Raw genomic sequence first — 18,330 nt, forward strand, 5'->3', positions numbered from 1 at the left:
GCTTGCCTAGTTGCTTGATATTTCAGCGGAAATCGGTTCGCTATTGCCGAAAAACAACCCGACTTTAACGATGTTCCCTCAGGAAAGCTTCACCTGGGCTGAGTAAAAGTACGCTCCAAACAGGACGCGTAACAAGCCGATGCAACTGGCCGACCAGAAGCAGAGCGATCGAGACGAGCTGGAGCCGATACTCTACGCCGCTCTCATCAACTCTATGGTGCAGAATTTCTGGGCGATTTTCCTGGGCTCGGCCTCCGCGGCCGTGGCCGCGGTGATGACTGCGCTGAAGACCGGCGACGTCTGGCTGTGGCCGATCGCGTTTCTCCTGATCGCCATCGGCACCGCGCGCGCATTCCAGATGCGCGGATACGAAAACCGGACGCAGGGACTGTCATTCGAAGAGGCAAAGCATCTGGAGCCGCGTTACTGGATCGGCGCGCTCAGCTATGCGGCGGTGCTCGGCATATGGGCCTTCGTCGTCATCTACAACAACGAGGATCCGGTCGCCGACATGCTCTGTGTCGCCATCGGCATCGGCTACACCGCCGGCGGCGCCGCCCGCAATTACGGCCAGCCCCGGGTGATCCAGTGGCACGTCGCGCTCGCCTGCGGTCCGATGTCGCTCGCCCTGCTGCTGCATGGCGGATTCTACCACATCGGTCTTGCGATCCTGCTCGTGTTCTTCTTCATCGGCCTGAAGAACATCAACCTCAGCCTGCACGCGATCTTCGTCAAGGCGCTGACCTCTAGCTTCCGCGAATCCGCGCTGGCGAGCCAGTTCGATACCGCGCTCAACAACATGCCGCACGGGCTGTGCATGTTTCGCGCCGACGGGCGCCTTGCGGTGATGAACCATCGTTTCGGCGAGCTGATGAGCTTGCCCGAGGATCTGGTCAAGCGCGGCGCCACCGCCGTCGATATCGTGTCGGCCTGCGTCGCCGCAGGCTCCATCTCGGCGGAGAGCGGCAACCAGATCCTGGCCGAGATCGAGCACGCGCGAATCCGCGAGATCGCCACCGCGGATCCCAATCCCGCGCGGGGCCGCTCGCTCGCCTGGACGTTCCAGCCGATGACCGGCGGCGGCACCGTGCTGCTGCTGGAAGACATCACCGAACGCACCAACGCGGAAGCCCGGATCAGCCATCTCGCCCGCTATGACGAGCTCACGGCGCTGCCCAACCGGGTCTCCTTCCGCGACGAGATCGAGCGGCTGCTGGCGATTTCGCACCATGCCGAACGGCTCTCCGCGCTGCTGTTCGTCGACCTCGACCAGTTCAAGCAGGTCAATGACACGCTGGGTCATCCCTGCGGCGACCAGCTGCTATGTGCGGTCGCCAACCGCCTGCGCGAGATGCTGCGGCCGGAGGATTTCGTCGCCCGCTTCGGCGGCGACGAGTTCGTCGTGTTCCAGCAGGACATCAGCTCGCCCGAGGATGCCGCGAGCCTCGCCCGCCGCATCGTCGAGCGGCTGAGCGAGCGCTACCGCATCGACAATCATCTGGTCGAGATCGGCGCCAGCGTCGGCATCGCGCTGACCTCGCCGGACGGCATCAGCGCCGATACGCTGCTCAAGAACGCCGACATGGCGCTGTACCGCGCCAAGGCCGACGGCCGCGGCACCTTCTGCTTCTTCCGCGACGAGATGGCGGCGACCGTCGAGGCCCGCCGCATCCTCGAGCTCGACCTGCGCAAGGCGCTCGCCAACGAGGAGTTCGAGCTGTTCTACCAGCCGCTGGTCAATCTCAAGTCCGGCAAGATCACCACATGCGAGGCGCTGCTGCGCTGGAATCATCCGGTGCGCGGCACGGTCTCGCCGGTCGACATCATCCCGGTCGCCGAGGACATGGGCCTGATCGTCGATCTCGGCCGCTGGATACTGCGCCGCGCCTGCATGGAATGCATGAAGTGGCCGGAGGGCGTCAGCGTCGCAGTCAACTTCTCACCGCAGCAATTCCACCAGCGCGACGTGCTGAGCGAGATTCGCTACGCGCTGGAGGTCTCGGGCCTGCCGGCGCATCGGCTGGAGATCGAGATCACCGAGTCCTCGCTGCTGCGCAACACCCAGCTCACCCACGACATCCTCTCGCAGCTGCATGCGCTCGGCGTGCGCATCTCGCTCGACGATTTCGGCACCGGCTATTCGAGCCTCAGCTACCTGCACAATTTCCCGATGCAGAAGGTGAAGATCGACCGCTCCTTCCTCGAAGGCATCGACACCGACCGGCCGCTGACGCTGTTGCGCGGCGTGGCGCGGCTGTCCGCCGACCTCGGCATGGCGGTCGTGGTCGAGGGCATCGAGACCAACGAGCAGCTCGAGCTGATCAGCGCCGACGGCACCGTCTCCGAGGCGCAGGGCTATCTGTTCAGCCGCCCGGTGCCCGCCGTGCGGATGCGCCAGCTCCTCAACGCCTCGCATGGACGGCGCGACGAAGCCCTGCTCCAGGTCGTCGGCTCGCGCTCCTTCGCTTAAGTCCGCGTCCGAGAATTTCCCGTCGTTTCAGTCTGTTGCCCGGCACCGTAGTGCTACGGGGGGATTAACCCTAACACTTCGATTGCTTTGCTTCGTTGTTAAGAAGCTGTTAATAAATCATCACGCGCGTGGAGGTTGTTTCCGCGCGCATGCGGTGAGCGGTGGTGGGTAAGGAGTTGGAATGCAGTCCTCAGCCAGAGCGATCATTTCGGCTGTAGGACGGGGCGCCGAGCTCCTGACTGACGTCGATTATCATCTCGCCGACACGGTCGCGGAGAAGGAGAAGATCTACAATCTCCGCTACCGCGCCTATCTGCGCGAAGGTGCCGTCAAGGAATCCGCGGACGCGCGCGTCACCGACCAGTATGACGAATTGCCGAACGCGTGGACCTTCGGCGTCTATCTGCACGGCGAGCTTTGCAGCTCCGTGCGCATCAGCGTGCTGACATCGGAGTGGCGGCAGTCGACCTCGGCCGATGTCTTTCCCGAGATCCTGCTGCCGCGACTCGATCGCGGCGAGGTCATGATCGATCCCACCCGGTTTGTCGCCGATCCCGACCAGGTGAAGCGGGTTCCGGAATTGCCCTATCTGACGACCCGGCTCGCCTACATGGCCTGCGAGCATTTCAATGCCGATCTTGGCCTTGCGATCGTGCGTCCCGAGCATCAGGCCTTCTACCGGCGGGTGTTTCTGCACGAGACCATTGCCGAGCCGAGGCTGGTTCCCGGTCTCACCAAGCCGTTCGGACTGATGGCGGCGGATTTCCCGACCTTCCGCAAGAAGGTGTTCGAGCGTTATCCGATCATGCGGTCCACCGCCTTCGAGCGGCGGATGCTGTTCGGGCGCAGCGCGCAGCGCCAGGCGCCGCAGCAGCCGCTGCGGGTGCCGGATGCCGCTCACGCCTGATTCCCGGCGGGCCGCCTGACGAAGGCGCTCCGGGATTTCCCGGGCTCAGGCCCAAAATTCAAGCAAGGTCAGCGATTTTGCCGGTGAACGCGGCTTGCTTTCACCCTCGCGCCACATTTACAACCCATTAACCATGACGGGTGCTTTTCGCCGGTGGGGGGCATTTGACCGGCTCTGGCAACATCCCATCAAGGTTGACGGAACGTTCGCTTAACCAACCCCCTGTAGACCGGACAGCAGTGGACTAACGCGAGCGTGGAGGCTCCGGAATGAAACATCCTATGCGTATCCTCCAGGGATTGAAGCTGGCCGCGGTGCTTGCCGTCGCGCTGTCGATGGGCGCCTGCGCCAACAAGAACTCTGCTGCGGATGCGATGGCCAACGCGGCGACGCCGGGCAGCCAGCAGGACTTCGTCGTCAACGTCGGCGACCGCGTGTTCTTCGAAAGCGACCAGACCGATCTGACCCCGCAGGCGATCGTGACCCTGGAGAAGCAGGCGCAGTGGCTGCAGACCTATCCGCGCTACTCCTTCACAATCGAAGGTCATGCCGACGAGCGCGGCACCCGCGAATACAACATCGCGCTCGGCGCCCGCAGAGCCCAGTCGGTGCGTTCGTTCCTCGCCTCGCGCGGCATCGATCCGAACCGCATGCGCACGATCTCCTACGGCAAGGAGCGGCCGGTGGCCGTCTGTAACGACATCTCCTGCTGGTCGCAGAACCGCCGCGCCGTCACCGTGCTGAACGCGAGCTCCTGACGCTTCAAGTCAGGCGCCGTTCATCTTCAGAATTCGATTATGCCGGCGCCCTCACGGGCGCCGGTTTCGTTTCAGCGATCTGTGACAGAAACCCCGTGGTGCCAGTCACATTTTTGGCGTACTCCCCTTCAATGTGTGGCGCGTCGAATGTTCCGTCGCAGGCCATTTCGCTTTCGTCGTCAGGGCAAGATGTCATCCAGATTTAAGGTCTTTACCGGCACCGTGGCGACCGCCGCGCTGCTCTCCTTGTGTTCGCCTGTCCTCGCGCAGTCGGACGATGACCCCGAGATGCGGATCGAGCGGCTGGAGAACCAGCTGCGCCAGCTCACCGGCCAGAACGAAGAATTGCAATACCGCAACCGCCAGCTCGAAGAGCGCCTGCGGGCGCTCGAAGGCGGTGCGCAAGCTGCGCCCGGACAGGCGCCGGTGCAGCCCAGTGTCGCCGCCGTGCCACCCGCGCAGGCTGCGCCGGCCTATCGCCAGCAGCAGCCGCAACCCGCCCAGCCGAATTACGAGCAGCCGCAGATCGCGTCTCCCCCGCCGATCGTTCAGGAGCAGCCGGCGCCCGGTGCCCCCGGCACGCGCCGCCGTGGCGATGCCTTTGACCCCAGCCAGAATCCGAGCGCGCCCGGCGCGCCGCGCGCGCTCGGCGGCGGCCAGCAGCCGATGTCGGCGGGAGTCCCTGGCGGAGCGCCCGGAGGGCGCAACGCCGGCGAGCCGCTCGATCTCGCCAACACCAGCCCGCGCTATCAGCAGGGCGTGCCGCCGGCAGCCCAGCCCGGCTATCCGCCGGTCCAACAGGGCTCTCCTGCGCCAGCCGCCGGCACCGGCCTGACCACCCTGCCGCCGTCGGCGACGCCGCGCGACGAGTTCGATCTCGGCATCGGCTACATGCAGCGCAAGGACTATGCGCTCGCCGAGCAGACCATGAAGAACTTCGCGCAGAAATATCCGAGCGACCCGCTGCTCGGCGACGCGCAATACTGGCTCGGCGAGAGCTACTTCCAGCGCCAGCAATATCGCGACTCCGCGGAAGCCTTCCTCGCCGTCACCACCAAATACGAGAAGTCGGCCAAGGCGCCGGATGCGCTGCTGCGGCTCGGCCAGTCGCTGGCCGCGCTGAAGGAGAAGGAGGCCGCCTGCGCCGCCTTCGGCGAGGTCGGCCGCAAATACCCGCGCGCCTCCGCCGGCGTCAAAGCCGCCGTCGACCGCGAGCAGAAGCGGGTGAAGTGCTGACCGCGCAGCGTTGATCGCTGACAACGCGGATGGTGCTGCGCTAAACAGTCGGTCCATCCGCTGGCGATTGCTGGGCAGCGTCATGTCAGACGACGACAATTCTCCGATCTCCGCGCGCGAGGCGAAGCAGCTCTTCGCCGAGTTGAAAAGTGCGCCCGCACTGGTGCTCGCGGTGTCCGGCGGGCCCGACTCGATCGCGCTGATGTGGCTCGCCGCGCGCTGGCAGCGCAGCCTTGCGCGCGGCCCGCGTCTCACCGTCGTCACCGTCGATCATGGCCTGCGGGCCGAGGCGGCGCGCGAGGCGCGCGAGGTGAAGCGGCTCGCTACCGAGCTCGGCCTGCCACACCGGACCCTGCGCTGGCGCGGCGCCAAGCCGAAGACGGGACTGCCCGCGGCCGCGCGCGAAGCCCGCTACCGCCTGCTCGTGCAGGCCGCGCGCAGCGCCGGTGCGAGCCATGTGCTGACCGCCCACACCCGCGACGACCAGGCCGAGACGCTGTTGATGCGCCTCGTCCGCGGCAGCGGACTTGCCGGGCTGTCGGCGATGGCGCGCCTCACGGAGCGCGACGGCATCGTGCTGGCGCGTCCGCTGCTCGACGTCCCGAAGGCGCAGCTGATCGCGACCCTGAAGCGCGCGAAGATCGGCTTTGCCGATGATCCCACCAACCGCGACCCCGCCTTCACCCGGCCGCGGCTGCGCGCGCTGTTGCCGCAGCTTGCGGCCGAGGGCGGCGACGCCCGCAGTCTGGCGCGGCTCGCAGCCAGGCTGGCGCGCGCCAATGCGGCGGTGGAGGTGCTGACGGACGGGGCCGAGCGCTTCCTTCGCTTGAGGGATCGCGACGATGCGCCGCATGGGCCGGATATGCGAAGCTTTGAGGCCGGCGCGTTCGCCACCCTGCCGGAGGAGGTCCGGCTGCGGATGCTGCTGCGGGCCATCAACGCGCTCGGGCACGAGGGGCCGGCGGAACTCGGCAAGGTCGAAACCCTCCTGGCCGCGCTCGATCAGGCCATCGCTGCTGGTATGGCCGCAGCTCCCCGCGCAGCCGTAAATGGCCGGCCGGTCCTGAAGCAGACCCTTGCGGGAGCCTTGATCAGCCTTGCCGGCGGGCGTATCCAGATCGCGCCGGCGCCGGCCCGGCGGCGCAAGGGCGATAGAGGCGGATCATGACACCGGCTGTTTCGAGGCAGCGCCGTCAGGTCACCTTAACCAGGCAGGAAAAACCCCGGGTAGGTCGCCATTATTTCAGCGGGAATCGCCCTAAGATGGGATAAATAGTCCCATCTCGTTCCCTTGGCAGCGACCGGGGCGGCACCTAAATTGTATGCGTCTAACCGAGAGGATTCCTTGGGGATTTCCTCGTACTGCCCAAGGATTCAGGCCGCGATCCGCGCGACCACGAAGGAAGATCGATGAACGCCAATCTGCGCAATTTCGCCCTCTGGGTCATCATTGTCTTGCTGCTGTTGGCGTTGTTCACACTCTTCCAAAATCCGGGTCAGCGCGCCTCCTCGCAGGACATCGCCTTCTCCCAGCTCCTGAGCGAGGTTGACCGCGGCAATGTGCGCGACGTGGTGATCCAGGGGCCGGATATCCACGGCACCTTCACCAACGGCTCCAGCTTCCAGACCTATGCGCCGAACGACCCGACGCTGGTCAAGCGCCTCTATGACAGCAAGGTCCAGATCACCGCGAAGCCGCCGGGCGACAACGTGCCCTGGTTCGTCTCGCTGCTGGTCTCCTGGCTGCCCTTCATCGCGCTGATCGGCGTGTGGATCTTCCTGTCGCGGCAGATGCAGGGCGGCGCCGGCAAGGCGATGGGCTTCGGCAAGTCGCGTGCGAAGATGCTCACTGAAGCGCATGGCCGCGTCACCTTCGAGGACGTCGCCGGCGTGGACGAAGCCAAGCAGGACCTGCAGGAGATCGTCGAATTCCTGCGCGACCCCGGCAAGTTCCAGCGCCTCGGCGGCCGCATTCCGCGCGGCGTGCTGCTGGTTGGCCCTCCCGGCACCGGTAAGACCCTGATCGCGCGTGCGGTCGCGGGCGAAGCCAACGTGCCGTTCTTCACCATTTCGGGTTCTGACTTCGTCGAGATGTTCGTCGGCGTCGGCGCGAGCCGCGTCCGCGACATGTTCGAGCAGGCCAAGAAGAACGCCCCCTGCATCATCTTCATCGACGAAATCGACGCCGTCGGTCGTCACCGTGGCGCCGGTCTCGGCGGCGGCAATGACGAGCGCGAGCAGACGCTGAACCAGCTGCTGGTCGAGATGGACGGCTTCGAGGCGAACGAGGGCGTGATCCTGATCGCGGCGACCAACCGCCCTGATGTGCTCGATCCCGCGCTGCTGCGTCCCGGCCGCTTCGACCGTCAGGTCGTGGTGCCGAATCCGGACGTCGTCGGCCGCGAGCAGATCCTCAAGGTTCACGTTCGCAAGGTGCCGCTGGCGCCGGATATCAACCTCAAGACCATCGCGCGCGGCACCCCGGGCTTCTCCGGCGCCGACCTGATGAACCTCGTCAACGAAGCTGCGCTCACCGCCGCCCGCCGCAACAAGCGGATGGTGACTCAGGCCGAGTTCGAGGAGGCCAAGGACAAGGTGATGATGGGCGCCGAGCGCAAGTCGCTCGTCATGACCGAGGAAGAGAAGCTCTTGACGGCCTATCACGAGGGCGGCCACGCCATCGTCGGCCTCAACGTGCCCGCGACCGATCCGATCCACAAGGCGACGATCATCCCGCGCGGCCGTGCGCTGGGTATGGTCATGCAGCTGCCCGAGCGCGACAAGCTGTCGATGTCGCTGGAGCAGATGACCTCGCGCCTCGCCATCATGATGGGCGGCCGCGTCGCCGAAGAGCTGATCTTCGGCCGCGAGAAGGTGACCTCGGGTGCTGCCTCCGACATCGAGCAGGCCACGCGCCTCGCCCGCATGATGGTGACGCGCTGGGGCCTCTCGGAAGAGCTCGGCACGGTCTCCTACGGCGAGAACCAGGACGAGGTGTTCCTGGGCATGTCGGTGTCGCGCACGCAGAACGCTTCTGAGGCGACCGTCCAGAAGATCGACTCCGAGATCCGGCGCCTGGTCGAGGAAGGCTACAAGGAAGCCACCCGCATCCTCACCGAGAAGCACGGTGATCTTGAGGCGCTGGCCAAGGGCCTGCTCGAGTTCGAGACGCTCTCCGGAGACGAGATCGTCGATCTGCTCAAGGGCAAGAAGCCGAACCGCGAGTCCGTGCTCGAGCCGACCACGCCGCGCGCCTCCGCCGTGCCCCCGGCCGGCAAGTCGCGCCCGCGGCCCGATCCGGATCCGGGCCTGGAGCCGCAACCGCAGGCGTAACGCCTCTCGCGTCGTGGCCGGCTATTCCGGCAAACCGTTAGTGCAAAAGCTCGGCATCAAGCCGGGCTTTTGTATTTTCGTGGACGGCCTTTCGTCGGCCTATCGCGATGTCGTCGGTGAATTGCCCGATGACGTGAAGATCGCAAAGACCGCCAAGGCGCCGCTCGACATGGTGCATGTCTTCGCGACCGAAGCCAAAGGCTTTGCGGTCAAGCTGCGCAGCTACCGCAAGGCGATCGCACCTGATGGGATGATCTGGGCGTCATGGCCGAAGAAGGCCTCGGGCGTCGCGACTGACGTGACGGAAACGCTGGTGCGCGAGACCGCGCTCGCGAACGGCCTCGTCGACATCAAGGTCTGCGCCGTCGACGACGTCTGGTCCGGCCTCAAGCTCGTGATCCCCGTGAAGGACCGCCCGGCGAAGAAGTAGGCTGGGCAAAGGCGCGCACGCGCCGTGCCCATTCTGATTCCGGAGTATGAGGCGGTGAAGGCTGGGCGATCGCCGCTGTTCAAGTCCCGTAGGGTGGGCAAAGGCGCCTTTTGCGCCGTGCCCACCACCTATCGGCAAGCGAGACAGAAGTCGTGGGCACGCTTCGCTTTGCCCACCCTACGATATTTCACCTCGCCGCGGCTCCCGCCCTCTCGCCGCGCCGCTCGAGAAAGCGCAGCACATCGTCGTTGAACTGCTCCGGATCCTGCAGAAACGAGAAGTGACTGACCTCCGGCTGGATCAGCAGGCCGGCGCCCGGGATGTTCGCCGCCATGAACTCGGTGTTCTCGCGCTTGATCGCCTCGTCGTGATCGCCATCCACGATCCAGGTCGGGACCTTGATCGCCGCGAGATCCGACGCCGTCCATTTCGGCTGGCTCTCCCACATCTTGGTAATCTCCGCGACGAAGCTCTTGTACTCCGTCGGGGTCGGCGAGAGACGCTTGTACTCCTCGCCGGCTCTGGCGATGTAGGCGTTGAAGACGTCGCTTGACGCAATATCGGCAACGCCCGACGGATCCGAGTTGGCCGCGAAAGCGAACAGCTTGGTGACCCGCTCCGGGTGCTTCATCGCGATGTCGAGGCCGATGATCGCGCCGTCGCTCCAGCCGACAATCGCGGCCTTCCTGATCTTGAGATGGTCGAGCAGCCCGACCACGTCCGAGGCCATCAGATCGTAGCCATAGGGCTCCTGGTTGCGGCTGCTGCGCCCGTGCCCGCGGCTCTCCATGACGATGACCTGATAGCGCCGTTGCAGCGCACGGACCTGGTGACCCCAGTAGTTGGCGTTGGCGAGGCCGCCATGCAGCAAGAGCACCGGCTCCCCGCGGCCGAACACGGCGTACCAGACCTTGATGCCGTTGACGGGCGCGAAGCCGCTCTGCGCCGCCTTGGGCAAGGTCGGCGTCGGCGGCAGGCTCAGCCATTGCGGCGCCGCATGCGCAGCATTGATCGAGACCATGACGAGAAGGGCGGTGAGGAGTTTGCGAAACATCATGACACGTCTTCCTGTTCGTCCACCGGACATTAGCGCATGACAAAGTGGCGGCGTCACGTTCCAAGACAAAAACCAGGGCGCGGGCTTTCGTCCCTCCCTCGCGTTCCACAAACAAACGACGCTTTCCGTATTTGAACGACCAGATCGCGCCTGGTGGCGAGTCCGCCATCACGGCGAGCTTGTCCAGCACACCATGTCGGCCCACCTCCTGCCGCACCGGCCGCACGATGCACCGGCCAATGATGGAGATCGACTATGACTGGGCTTAAGATCCTCGCTGCCGTGGCTGTGTTGTCGGCCCTGACTGCAACCACCGCCTACGCGCAATCCGGTTTTGCGAGCAGTCATCCGGACACGTACGAAGCGGAGAACCCCAATCGCAATCTGAATGGCACGCTGACGCCGGCGGGCCGGCTGGGCCTCGAGTTGCCGGACGGCGCGGCTCCCGCGCAAGGCGCCGACAGCGCCATGGCTCGCGCGGACGGCGCCGCTTCCCGTTCTTGCTCCGAGCGTTACCGGTCCTTCGATCCGGCGACGGGCACCTATCTCGGTCTGGACGGCAACCGCCATCCCTGCAGGTAAGGCAAAGCGGCAAATCGCCGGATCAATTGGACCTCCGGCCGCATGGCCGGAGGACTCCATGCAAGATGCTGCCGGGATGAAGCTGGAGTCGCGTCCTCACTTCGACGATTTCGCGGCCGCGCTGTCGTCCCGCACATGGATCACCGCGATGTCGTCGGCATAGATCCGCTTCCAGCCCGTGAGCTGATCGAGGATCTGGGGGCCGGGCGCATCGGCAACCAATAGCGTCGCGTCGATCTTGTACTCATCCAGCAGGCGCGGAAGCAGCTCGGGCTTCTTGCCCTCGGTCGCCTTGAAGAAGTCCATCACGAATTTCTCGCCATAGAGCTCGGCGCGGCCGTCGACGTAGACGGGGATATCGCGCGAGATCAGATAGCCGCCGAACTGATAGGCGTTGAAGATGCGCTGAACCTTGCGCTGCTCGAGCAGGTCGACGGCGGCAACCGGCGTCTGCGTCATCGTGAAGGTGAAGCGGTGGTGCCCCATGTAGAGCGAGGTCGAGGTCCAGCCTGCGGCCACGATCATCAGCGCGCCAAGCGCGGTGACATAGTGGGCCGGCCAGCGGTCGGTGCCGGTGGAGTCCGGCTGCGGGCGCGGGACCAACTCGCCGAGCGGCTTCGCCAGCACCAGCGGCACCAGGAAGGCAAAGGCCTCGATGCTCCTGACATGGGTCAGCGCGCTCCAGGTCAGGAACAGGATCAAAAAGATCCTCGGCGCCGAGAGCACCAGGCCGCGATAATAGCCGAAGGCGATCAGGCCGAGCAGCGCGCCTTCGAACGAGGTGAACGTGGCAAAGTTCGCCGGCATCCATTCGAAGATCAGCGACAGCAGCTCGCCGAGGCTGAGGATGTTGGTCGCGCCCAGCAGCGTCTTCCAGCCGTACGGCGTGCAGCAGCTCGCGATCACTGCGCCGATGCCAAACAGCACCCAGCGCATGAACAGTCGGAGCCGTTGTCCCTTCTCGGCATGCTCGACGGCCTCGAGCGAGATCGGACCGATCAGCGCCAGGCCGAGCACGAAGCCGCCATGCAGGTTCGCCCAGAGCGCCATCAGCGGCAGCCAATACCAGGACGGCGCACGCCTGCGGTCGGCGGCCGCCATCAGTAGGCCGACCCACGCCACCATGACCGGCAGCGCCAGAATATGCGGGCGCGCCAGGACGTGGTGCAACGACAGCAGCAGCGCCAGCATCGCAAACAGCACTGCCCGCGGTGCCTCGATCTGCGCGTCGAGCAGATAGACGAAGATTGCGGCCGTGAGTGCGGTCGCCATCGCAGTGAGGATGACGGGACCCGCCCAGTCCCATTGCGCATGGGAGAAGGCGAGCAGCACTTGCGACAGCCACGACGTCGAAATCCACGGCGCGCCGGCCCGCGTGAAGGAATAGAAATCCGTGGTGGGCACGGCGCCGTGATCGAGGATCCATTGCCCGACCCTGATCTGCCAGAACGAGTCGGAGTCCTGAAGCAGCGTGTCGCCGACATAGAGGAAGAACAGATAGGCGCCGGCACCGACGCACAGCGGCACCAGGGCTCGCGCGCGGCCCTGCATCGCGATGCTGTTGGCAAAGGAAAGGGACATTCCGCCTCGTCGTCCTGTTGTTCTTGTCGGTTCGGCGGCAGTGGACCACGGCGGTCATAACTTCGGGTAAATCGGGGCCGGGTCGGCGTCACGTCCGGATGATTTAACGGGTTGTTTTAGATTTCGGTTTACCATCGACGAATACACGCAAACCGCTCAGTGTTTACGCAGTCGAATTAACTGCGGCGCAATTCTTTGCCTCTACGTTCGGTTCCATGGTCGGGCGGCGCTGGGAAGCCGAAGAGACCAGACCAGTTGTAGCCTCGTGTACTTTTTGGGAGCACTCTATGAAGAACCTCGTTGCGCGCTTTGTGAAGGATGAATCCGGCGCCACCGCCATTGAATACGGCCTGATCGCTGCCGGCATCGCGCTGGCGATCATCACCGTCGTCAACAACCTCGGCAGCACGCTGAACACCAAGTTCACCTCGATCTCGACCAGCCTCAAGTAAGGCCGGACAAATTGAGAGTTGAAAGAGCCTCGTCCGAGACGAGGCTCTTTTCTTTTGTGCGGGGAGCTTTGCAGCCGGGGACCGAGGGTTAACGGACGTGGTCGCGTTTTGGTCTTGCTGCGGGGTGTCTGGCCCTCATGGTGCGGGGCCAGCCACCACAAGAACGCGGCGAAGCGTCCGCGCAAGGCCGCGAGAGCTGGCGGCCTGGAGCGTGATCCGGACCCGCAGGGCCGCGTTTGCCTAAAATGTGCGGCGGTATTCCCGAGAGTTCATGCTCTAGCAACACGCCAAGACGCGATGACGATTCACTCCAATCTCGTCGCGCTTTGGTTCGTGGCTCACCGTGACGGGGAGGGGAGCGGTGTGTCGTCGCGGACGTGGACCACGGCGACGTCATCCGCATAGAGCCGCTTCCAGCCCGGCAGATGGTCCATGATCCTCGAGGCGGGCACCGTGGGGTTCAGCAGCGTCGCGTCGATCCGGTAGGTATCGAGCAGACGCAGGAGCGTCTCGACGTTCTTGCCCTCGACAGCGTCGAAGTAGTCGAGCACGAACTGCTCGCCATACAGCTCGGCGCGGCCATCGATGAAGGTCTTGATGTTGCGGGTGATCAGATAGCCGCCGATCGGAGCGGTGCTGAAGATCCGCTGCGCGTGCCGCCGTTCGAGCACGTCGACCGCGGCCGCGGGGGACTGATTGCCGATGAAGGCATACCGGTACGGCGTGGCATAGGACCGCGTGATGCTCCAGCCGGCCGCGACGATCACGAGCGCAGCGATTGCGCTCACTGCAAAGGAGGACCGGGCGTCTGCCGCCCTCAGCGCGACCGCTCGCGTCACGCCCAATTGCTCGGCGAACGGCTTCGCCAGCACCAGCGGCGTCAACAACGCAAAGGCCTCGATATTTCTGACGTGGTTGAGGGCCGCCCAGACCAGGCCGAGGAGCAGAAGAATACGGGTCCAGGACAGCACCAGGCCGCTGTAGTAGCCGATGGCGATCAATCCGAGCAGGCTGGCTCCAAACAAATCGAGCGAGCTGAAGTCGGCGGGCATCCATTCCCAGATCATCGAGAGCAGCTTGCCGAGGCTGAGGATCTTCGTCGATGCGAGAAGCGTGTTCCAGCCATAGGGCGTGCAGCAGGCTGCGGCCAGCGCAGCAAGCCCGAACACGGCCCAGCGCGCCGCCAGCGCAAATCGATCCTTGCGATCGGCGGATGCGAGCGCATCGAGGCCGATGGCCCCGATCAGCGCCAGCCCCATGACGAAGCCGCCGTGAAGATTGGCCCATAGCGCCATCAAGGGCAGCAACAGCCAGGAGGGCGCGGTGCGCCGGTCGGCGGCCGCCAGCAGCCCGCCGACAAAGGCCACCATGACCGGCAGGGCCAGCATGTGCGGGCGCGCGAGGAAATGTCCCATCGACATGAAGAGGAGCGGGGTGACGAGCAGAAAGGCGCGCGCCGGCTCCAGATAAGGCTCAAGCAGGTGAACGAAGATCGCCGCGGTCGCTCCGATTGCAAGCGATGTCAGGATAACCACGCCCGACCAGTTTGACGGCTCGTAAACCAGCGCGAACAGGACTTGCGACAGCCAGGAGCTGGAGATCCAGGGCTCACCGGCGCGCGTGAACGAATAGATGTCGGTGGTGGGCAGCGCACGATGTTCGAGAATCCACTGTCCGATCTTGATCTGCCACAGCGTATCGGAATCCCGCAGCATGATGTCGCCGACGCCGAGGAAGAACAGGTACACACCGGCGCCGATGCAGAGCGGCACGAGCCAGCGCGCAACGCCGCGGACGGGAACGCTGCTTGTAACAGAAACCGACATTGGACTCTCGGGGTTGAACGACCACGCACAACAGCAGATCCGCACCTGAGCATGATCGCTTTTAAGTTGGGGTAAACCGGGCCGGTTCGCCGCCGCCACGCGGTGCAAGGATGCGTTTACTACCTGCTCGCGTGCGCCTCGGAGTTGCGTGGCGCCCGTATCCTCATTTGCTCCTTGTCATTCGTCCTGAATAGTTGTTCAGTCCTTGCGGGGCGATTTGCAGCGATTGAGTGACGAAGCGTTCGGCCGCAGGGCGTGCGGCAGGCGTGTGGGACAGGAAGCGCGCCATGGTTTATCGGCGGACGCATCAAGTGGTTAAGCGCCTTGCGGCCCGGCGCAGTGCGATCTTGGCGGCGGCGCGGGAGGCTGCGGCGGAAGGCGGGATGGCGGCGGTGCAGATCGCGCCGGTCGCGGTCCGGGCCAATGTCGCGGCCGGCACGGTCTACCGCTACTTCCCCTCCAAGGCCGAGTTGATCTCCGAATTGATCGCCGAGGTCTCCCGCGACGAGCTCGCGGCGATCCGCCGGGCGGCCGATGCCGCGCCAGGCCCGTCCTCGGCGCTGGCTGCCGCCGTCACCACGGTGGCGGTCCATACCCTGTCGCAGCGCAGGCTGGCCTGGGGCATCCTGGCCGAGCCGGTCGATGTCGATGTCAGCGCCTCCCGGCTTGCCAGCCGGCGCGAGATCGCGGGCGAGATCGCAGGCCGGATCGATGCGGCCGTGCGCGCCGGTCACCTGCCGGCGCAGGACACCGCGCTGGCCGCCACCGCGCTGCTCGGTGCGCTGCATGAGGCCCTGGTCGGGCCGCTCGCGCCTGACAATCTCGAAGATCCCGTCAAGATGCGCGATGCGGTGCAGACCGTGACGCTGCTCGCGCTGCGCGCCGTCGGCGTCATGGACGCCCGCGCCCGCGGCCTGGTGGTGCAGCAGACGCTGCTCCCGACCACGAAAGCGCTGGTCGGGGCCTGAATCGAGGGCGCGACCGAGGCCGAGGGCCTGATCGCGCTCAGGCCGTTGTCAGAGCGCGCCTTTTCGAAAAACCCGAGCGGGCACGCCGGACAGGCCGGCTACTGTGCATGGGGTTGTTTTCGACGTTCTTGTTTGCCGGGGTCCCGCGGACCTAGATATCCGCGCCGCCCTCGGGGCCGACGGAGGCGATGCGCACCATGTTGGTGGTGCCGGGGATGCCGAGCGGCACGCCGGCGACGATGATCACGCGCTGGCCGGCGCGGACGAAGCCGTCCCGGAACGCGATCTGGCCGGCGCGGCTCACCATGTCGTCCTGGTCGCGCGCGTCTTCCGCCACCACGCAATGCACGCCCCAGACCACCGCCAGCCGGCGTCCGGCCGCGATGTTCGGCGTGATCGCCACGATCGGTGGCTTCGGCCGCTCGCGCGCGACGCGCACCGCGGTCGAGCCCGAGCTGGTCCAGCAGATCAGGGCCGGCAGGTCGAGCGTCTCGGCGATCTGGCGGGCGGCGTCCGCGATGGCGTCGCCGGCGGTGGATTCCGGCGCGGGGCGCTGCGCGGTCAGCACGGACCGATAAATCGGGTCGCGCTCGACCTCTTCGCCGATGCGGTTCATGGTCGAGACCGCCTCGACCGGGAATTTTCCGGCCGCCGATTCCGCCGACAGCATGATGGCGTCGGCGCCTTCATAGACGGCGGTGGCGACGTCCGAGACCTCGGCGCGGGTCGGCACCGGCGACTGGATCATCGATTCCAGCATCTGGGTCGCGATCACCACCGGCTTGCCGGCGCGGCGCGCCATGCGCGTCATCTGCTTCTGGAGGCTCGGCACGCGCTCCAGCGGCAGCTCGACACCGAGATCGCCGCGCGCCACCATCAGCGCGTCGGAGGCCTCGATGATGTCGGCGAGGCGGTCGATCGCCTGCGGCTTCTCGATCTTGGCCATGACAGCGGCGCGGCCGCGGATCATCTTCTTGGCCTCGATCACGTCGTCGGCGCGCTGCACGAAGGACAGCGCGATCCAGTCGACGCCGGTGACCAGCGCCGCCTCGAGGTCGGCGCGGTCCTTCGGCGTCATCGCCGAGACCGGCAGGTCGGTGTCGGGCAGGCTGACGCCCTTGCGGTCGGACATCCGTCCGCCGACCACGACGCGCGTCACCGCGTGCTCTTTCGAGGTCTCCTCCGCGATCAGCCGGACCTTGCCGTCGTCCAGCAGCAGCGCATGGCCGGGCCGCAGCGCGGCGAGGATCTCCGGATGCGGGAGATTGACGCGCGTGGCATCGCCCGGCGCCTTGTCGGAATCGAGCGTGAAGGTCTGGCCGTTCTGGAGCTGGACCGAGCCTTCGGCGAAGGCGCCGAGCCTGAGCTTCGGTCCCTGAAGGTCGACCAGGATGCCGATCGGCCGGCCGTAGCTGCTCTCGACATTGCGGATCGTCGCCACCAGCTCCCGCATCTTGTCATGCGGGGTGTGGCTCATGTTGATGCGGAACAGGTCGGCGCCGGCCTCGAACAGGCGGCGGATCATCGCGAGGTCCGAAGAGGCAGGTCCAAGGGTCGCGAGAATCTTGATACGGCGAAGACGCCTCATGGCTTATTCCCAGGCGGAGGGGGAGCTGCGGCCGGTGGCAGGCCGGGCGAGCCCGGGGGCGTAGCACCGGGCGGGCCATTGGGCAAACCCGGAACGCCGCCACCCGGGCCAACCGGGCCGGGCATGCCAGGCAGGCGCGGCTGTGCCGGCTGCTCGTTGGCATCGGTGAGCTGCACCGTCCAGGCGCGCTGCTCGCCGGTATCGACCTCGAAATAGCCGGTGCGGTCATAGCCGCGCGCCAGGCAATCCTCGGTGCCGCGGATGGTGAATTCCTTGTCGCGCGAGCACATGAAGGCCTGGCCCGACCATTCGCCGCCGCGGTCATAGTCGATCGCGTAGATGTAATAGTAGCGGGCGACCAGCGTTCCCCGCAGCAGGGTCTCGCAGGAGCGGGAGGAGATGTTCCACCAGCCCTCGGTGGTCCAGCCCTCGGCGTCCTTGTAGCCGAGCGCAATGCCGACCCGGCTCGAGGTGTTGTTGCAGAGGCGGAAATCGGCGGAGGCGGGGCTCGTCCAGAGGCACAGCACGGCAATCGCCAGCACCGGGACCAACCGGGCGAGCAGGCGAAACGGGGAACGGGGAGATTCGGCGATCATTGTCGCGGAACGTATACCAGATGATTGACGATTTGGCGTAGGGCCGGGGAACTGCCGCGAGAGGCGGCCCGGGGCCCGTTTGCGCCGCGATATGGCAAAATCTGTGACAGGACCCCACCTGATCCCGTAAGGGTGACGACATCAGGGGTAGCCAAGGGATTCAGTGATGGCAATCGACGACAAAACCAGAACGGAACTCGAAGCGGCCGCTTTCCGGCGCCTGGTCGACCATTTGCGGGAACGGACGGACGTCCAGAATATCGACCTGATGAATCTGGCGGGCTTCTGCCGCAACTGCCTGTCCAACTGGCTCAAGGACGCAGCCGACGCCCAGGGCGTCGCCTTGAGCAAGGACGAGAGCCGGGAGGCCGTCTACGGCATGCCCTATGAGACCTGGAAAGCGAAGCACCAGGGCACGGCCACGCCCGAGCAGATCGAGGCGATGAAGAAGGTCCACCCTCACGGGCACTAGTCTTTCTCCGTCATTCCGGGGCGATGTGCAGCATCGAACCCGGAATCTTGAGATTCCGGGTTCGCCCTTCGGGC

16 protein-coding genes are annotated in these 18,330 nt (G+C 65.7%); 11 read left to right on the forward strand and 5 right to left on the reverse strand.

Annotated elements, in window-relative coordinates; all coding sequences use genetic code 11:
* Positions 1-139 precede the first annotated feature (139 nt).
* From AAFG50_RS08300 to AAFG50_RS08330, 7 genes are all read left to right on the forward strand, one after another.
* On the forward strand, positions 140-2,470 hold the full coding sequence (locus tag AAFG50_RS08300) for an EAL domain-containing protein (RefSeq protein WP_028173007.1): 2,331 nt from the start codon (positions 140-142) through the stop codon (positions 2,468-2,470).
* A gap of 181 nt (positions 2,471-2,651) precedes the next feature.
* Positions 2,652-3,377 carry a hypothetical protein gene (locus tag AAFG50_RS08305; protein ID WP_011089885.1) on the forward strand — a complete coding sequence of 242 codons (726 nt, stop codon included), beginning with the start codon at positions 2,652-2,654 and terminating at the stop codon, positions 3,375-3,377.
* Between the two features lie 269 nt (positions 3,378-3,646).
* A complete protein-coding gene (gene pal / locus AAFG50_RS08310; RefSeq protein ID WP_028173008.1) occupies positions 3,647-4,135 on the forward strand; it encodes a peptidoglycan-associated lipoprotein Pal in 489 nt (162 codons plus the stop codon).
* Between the two features lie 189 nt (positions 4,136-4,324).
* Positions 4,325-5,371, forward strand: a complete 1,047-nt coding sequence (gene ybgF, locus AAFG50_RS08315) for a tol-pal system protein YbgF (RefSeq protein ID WP_028173009.1) — start codon at positions 4,325-4,327, stop codon at positions 5,369-5,371.
* An 82-nt stretch (positions 5,372-5,453) separates the two neighbouring features.
* Positions 5,454-6,539: a tRNA lysidine(34) synthetase TilS gene (gene tilS / locus AAFG50_RS08320; RefSeq protein WP_028173010.1), complete on the forward strand. Its 1,086-nt coding sequence runs from the start codon at positions 5,454-5,456 to the stop codon at positions 6,537-6,539.
* A 242-nt stretch (positions 6,540-6,781) separates the two neighbouring features.
* Positions 6,782-8,704: an ATP-dependent zinc metalloprotease FtsH gene (gene ftsH / locus AAFG50_RS08325; RefSeq protein ID WP_011089881.1), complete on the forward strand. Its 1,923-nt coding sequence runs from the start codon at positions 6,782-6,784 to the stop codon at positions 8,702-8,704.
* Positions 8,705-8,744: 40 nt separating this feature from the next.
* A complete protein-coding gene (locus AAFG50_RS08330) occupies positions 8,745-9,134 on the forward strand; it encodes a DUF3052 domain-containing protein (RefSeq protein ID WP_231166636.1) in 390 nt (129 codons plus the stop codon).
* A 187-nt stretch (positions 9,135-9,321) separates the two neighbouring features.
* Here the strand turns inward: AAFG50_RS08330 and AAFG50_RS08335 are convergent, their stop codons facing one another.
* A complete protein-coding gene (locus AAFG50_RS08335; protein ID WP_162185892.1) occupies positions 9,322-10,191 on the reverse strand; it encodes an alpha/beta hydrolase in 870 nt (289 codons plus the stop codon).
* A 255-nt stretch (positions 10,192-10,446) separates the two neighbouring features.
* On the opposite strand from AAFG50_RS08335, the gene AAFG50_RS08340 reads away from it, so the two are divergent.
* Entirely contained in the window at positions 10,447-10,773 is a 327-nt protein-coding gene (locus tag AAFG50_RS08340) for a BA14K family protein (protein ID WP_028173012.1), read from the forward strand.
* A 96-nt stretch (positions 10,774-10,869) separates the two neighbouring features.
* Here the strand turns inward: AAFG50_RS08340 and AAFG50_RS08345 are convergent, their stop codons facing one another.
* On the reverse strand, positions 10,870-12,354 hold the full coding sequence (locus tag AAFG50_RS08345; RefSeq protein ID WP_028173013.1) for a hypothetical protein: 1,485 nt from the start codon (positions 12,352-12,354) through the stop codon (positions 10,870-10,872).
* 287 nt (positions 12,355-12,641) lie between these two features.
* Between AAFG50_RS08345 and AAFG50_RS08350 the strand changes: the two genes are divergently transcribed.
* Positions 12,642-12,806, forward strand: coding sequence for a Flp family type IVb pilin (locus AAFG50_RS08350; RefSeq protein ID WP_028173014.1), 165 nt, complete (start codon positions 12,642-12,644; stop codon positions 12,804-12,806).
* Between the two features lie 338 nt (positions 12,807-13,144).
* On the opposite strand, the gene AAFG50_RS08355 is transcribed toward AAFG50_RS08350, so the two are convergent.
* Positions 13,145-14,632, reverse strand: a complete 1,488-nt coding sequence (locus AAFG50_RS08355) for a hypothetical protein (RefSeq protein ID WP_028173015.1) — start codon at positions 14,630-14,632, stop codon at positions 13,145-13,147.
* Positions 14,633-14,919: 287 nt separating this feature from the next.
* On the opposite strand from AAFG50_RS08355, the gene AAFG50_RS08360 reads away from it, so the two are divergent.
* Complete coding sequence (locus AAFG50_RS08360; RefSeq protein ID WP_008136878.1) at positions 14,920-15,600, forward strand: TetR/AcrR family transcriptional regulator; 681 nt, start codon at positions 14,920-14,922, stop codon at positions 15,598-15,600.
* Between the two features lie 151 nt (positions 15,601-15,751).
* Here AAFG50_RS08360 and pyk read toward each other — a convergent pair whose 3' ends face one another.
* Both pyk and AAFG50_RS08370 read right to left on the reverse strand, forming a co-directional pair.
* Positions 15,752-17,188, reverse strand: coding sequence for a pyruvate kinase (gene pyk, locus AAFG50_RS08365; protein WP_011089873.1), 1,437 nt, complete (start codon positions 17,186-17,188; stop codon positions 15,752-15,754).
* A complete protein-coding gene (locus tag AAFG50_RS08370) occupies positions 17,185-17,784 on the reverse strand; it encodes a DUF1036 domain-containing protein (protein ID WP_011089872.1) in 600 nt (199 codons plus the stop codon). The genes pyk and AAFG50_RS08370 overlap by 4 nt, the downstream gene beginning before the upstream one ends.
* Before the next feature lie 166 nt (positions 17,785-17,950).
* On the opposite strand from AAFG50_RS08370, the gene AAFG50_RS08375 reads away from it, so the two are divergent.
* The gene (locus AAFG50_RS08375) at positions 17,951-18,256 is read left to right on the forward strand and encodes a DUF1244 domain-containing protein (RefSeq protein ID WP_028173016.1); all 306 of its coding nucleotides are present in this window, start codon (positions 17,951-17,953) and stop codon (positions 18,254-18,256) included.
* Positions 18,257-18,330: the final 74 nt, after the last annotated feature.

Origin of the sequence: Bradyrhizobium sp. B039 (assembly GCF_038965675.1) — a bacterium.
GTDB lineage: Bacteria > Pseudomonadota > Alphaproteobacteria > Rhizobiales > Xanthobacteraceae > Bradyrhizobium > Bradyrhizobium diazoefficiens.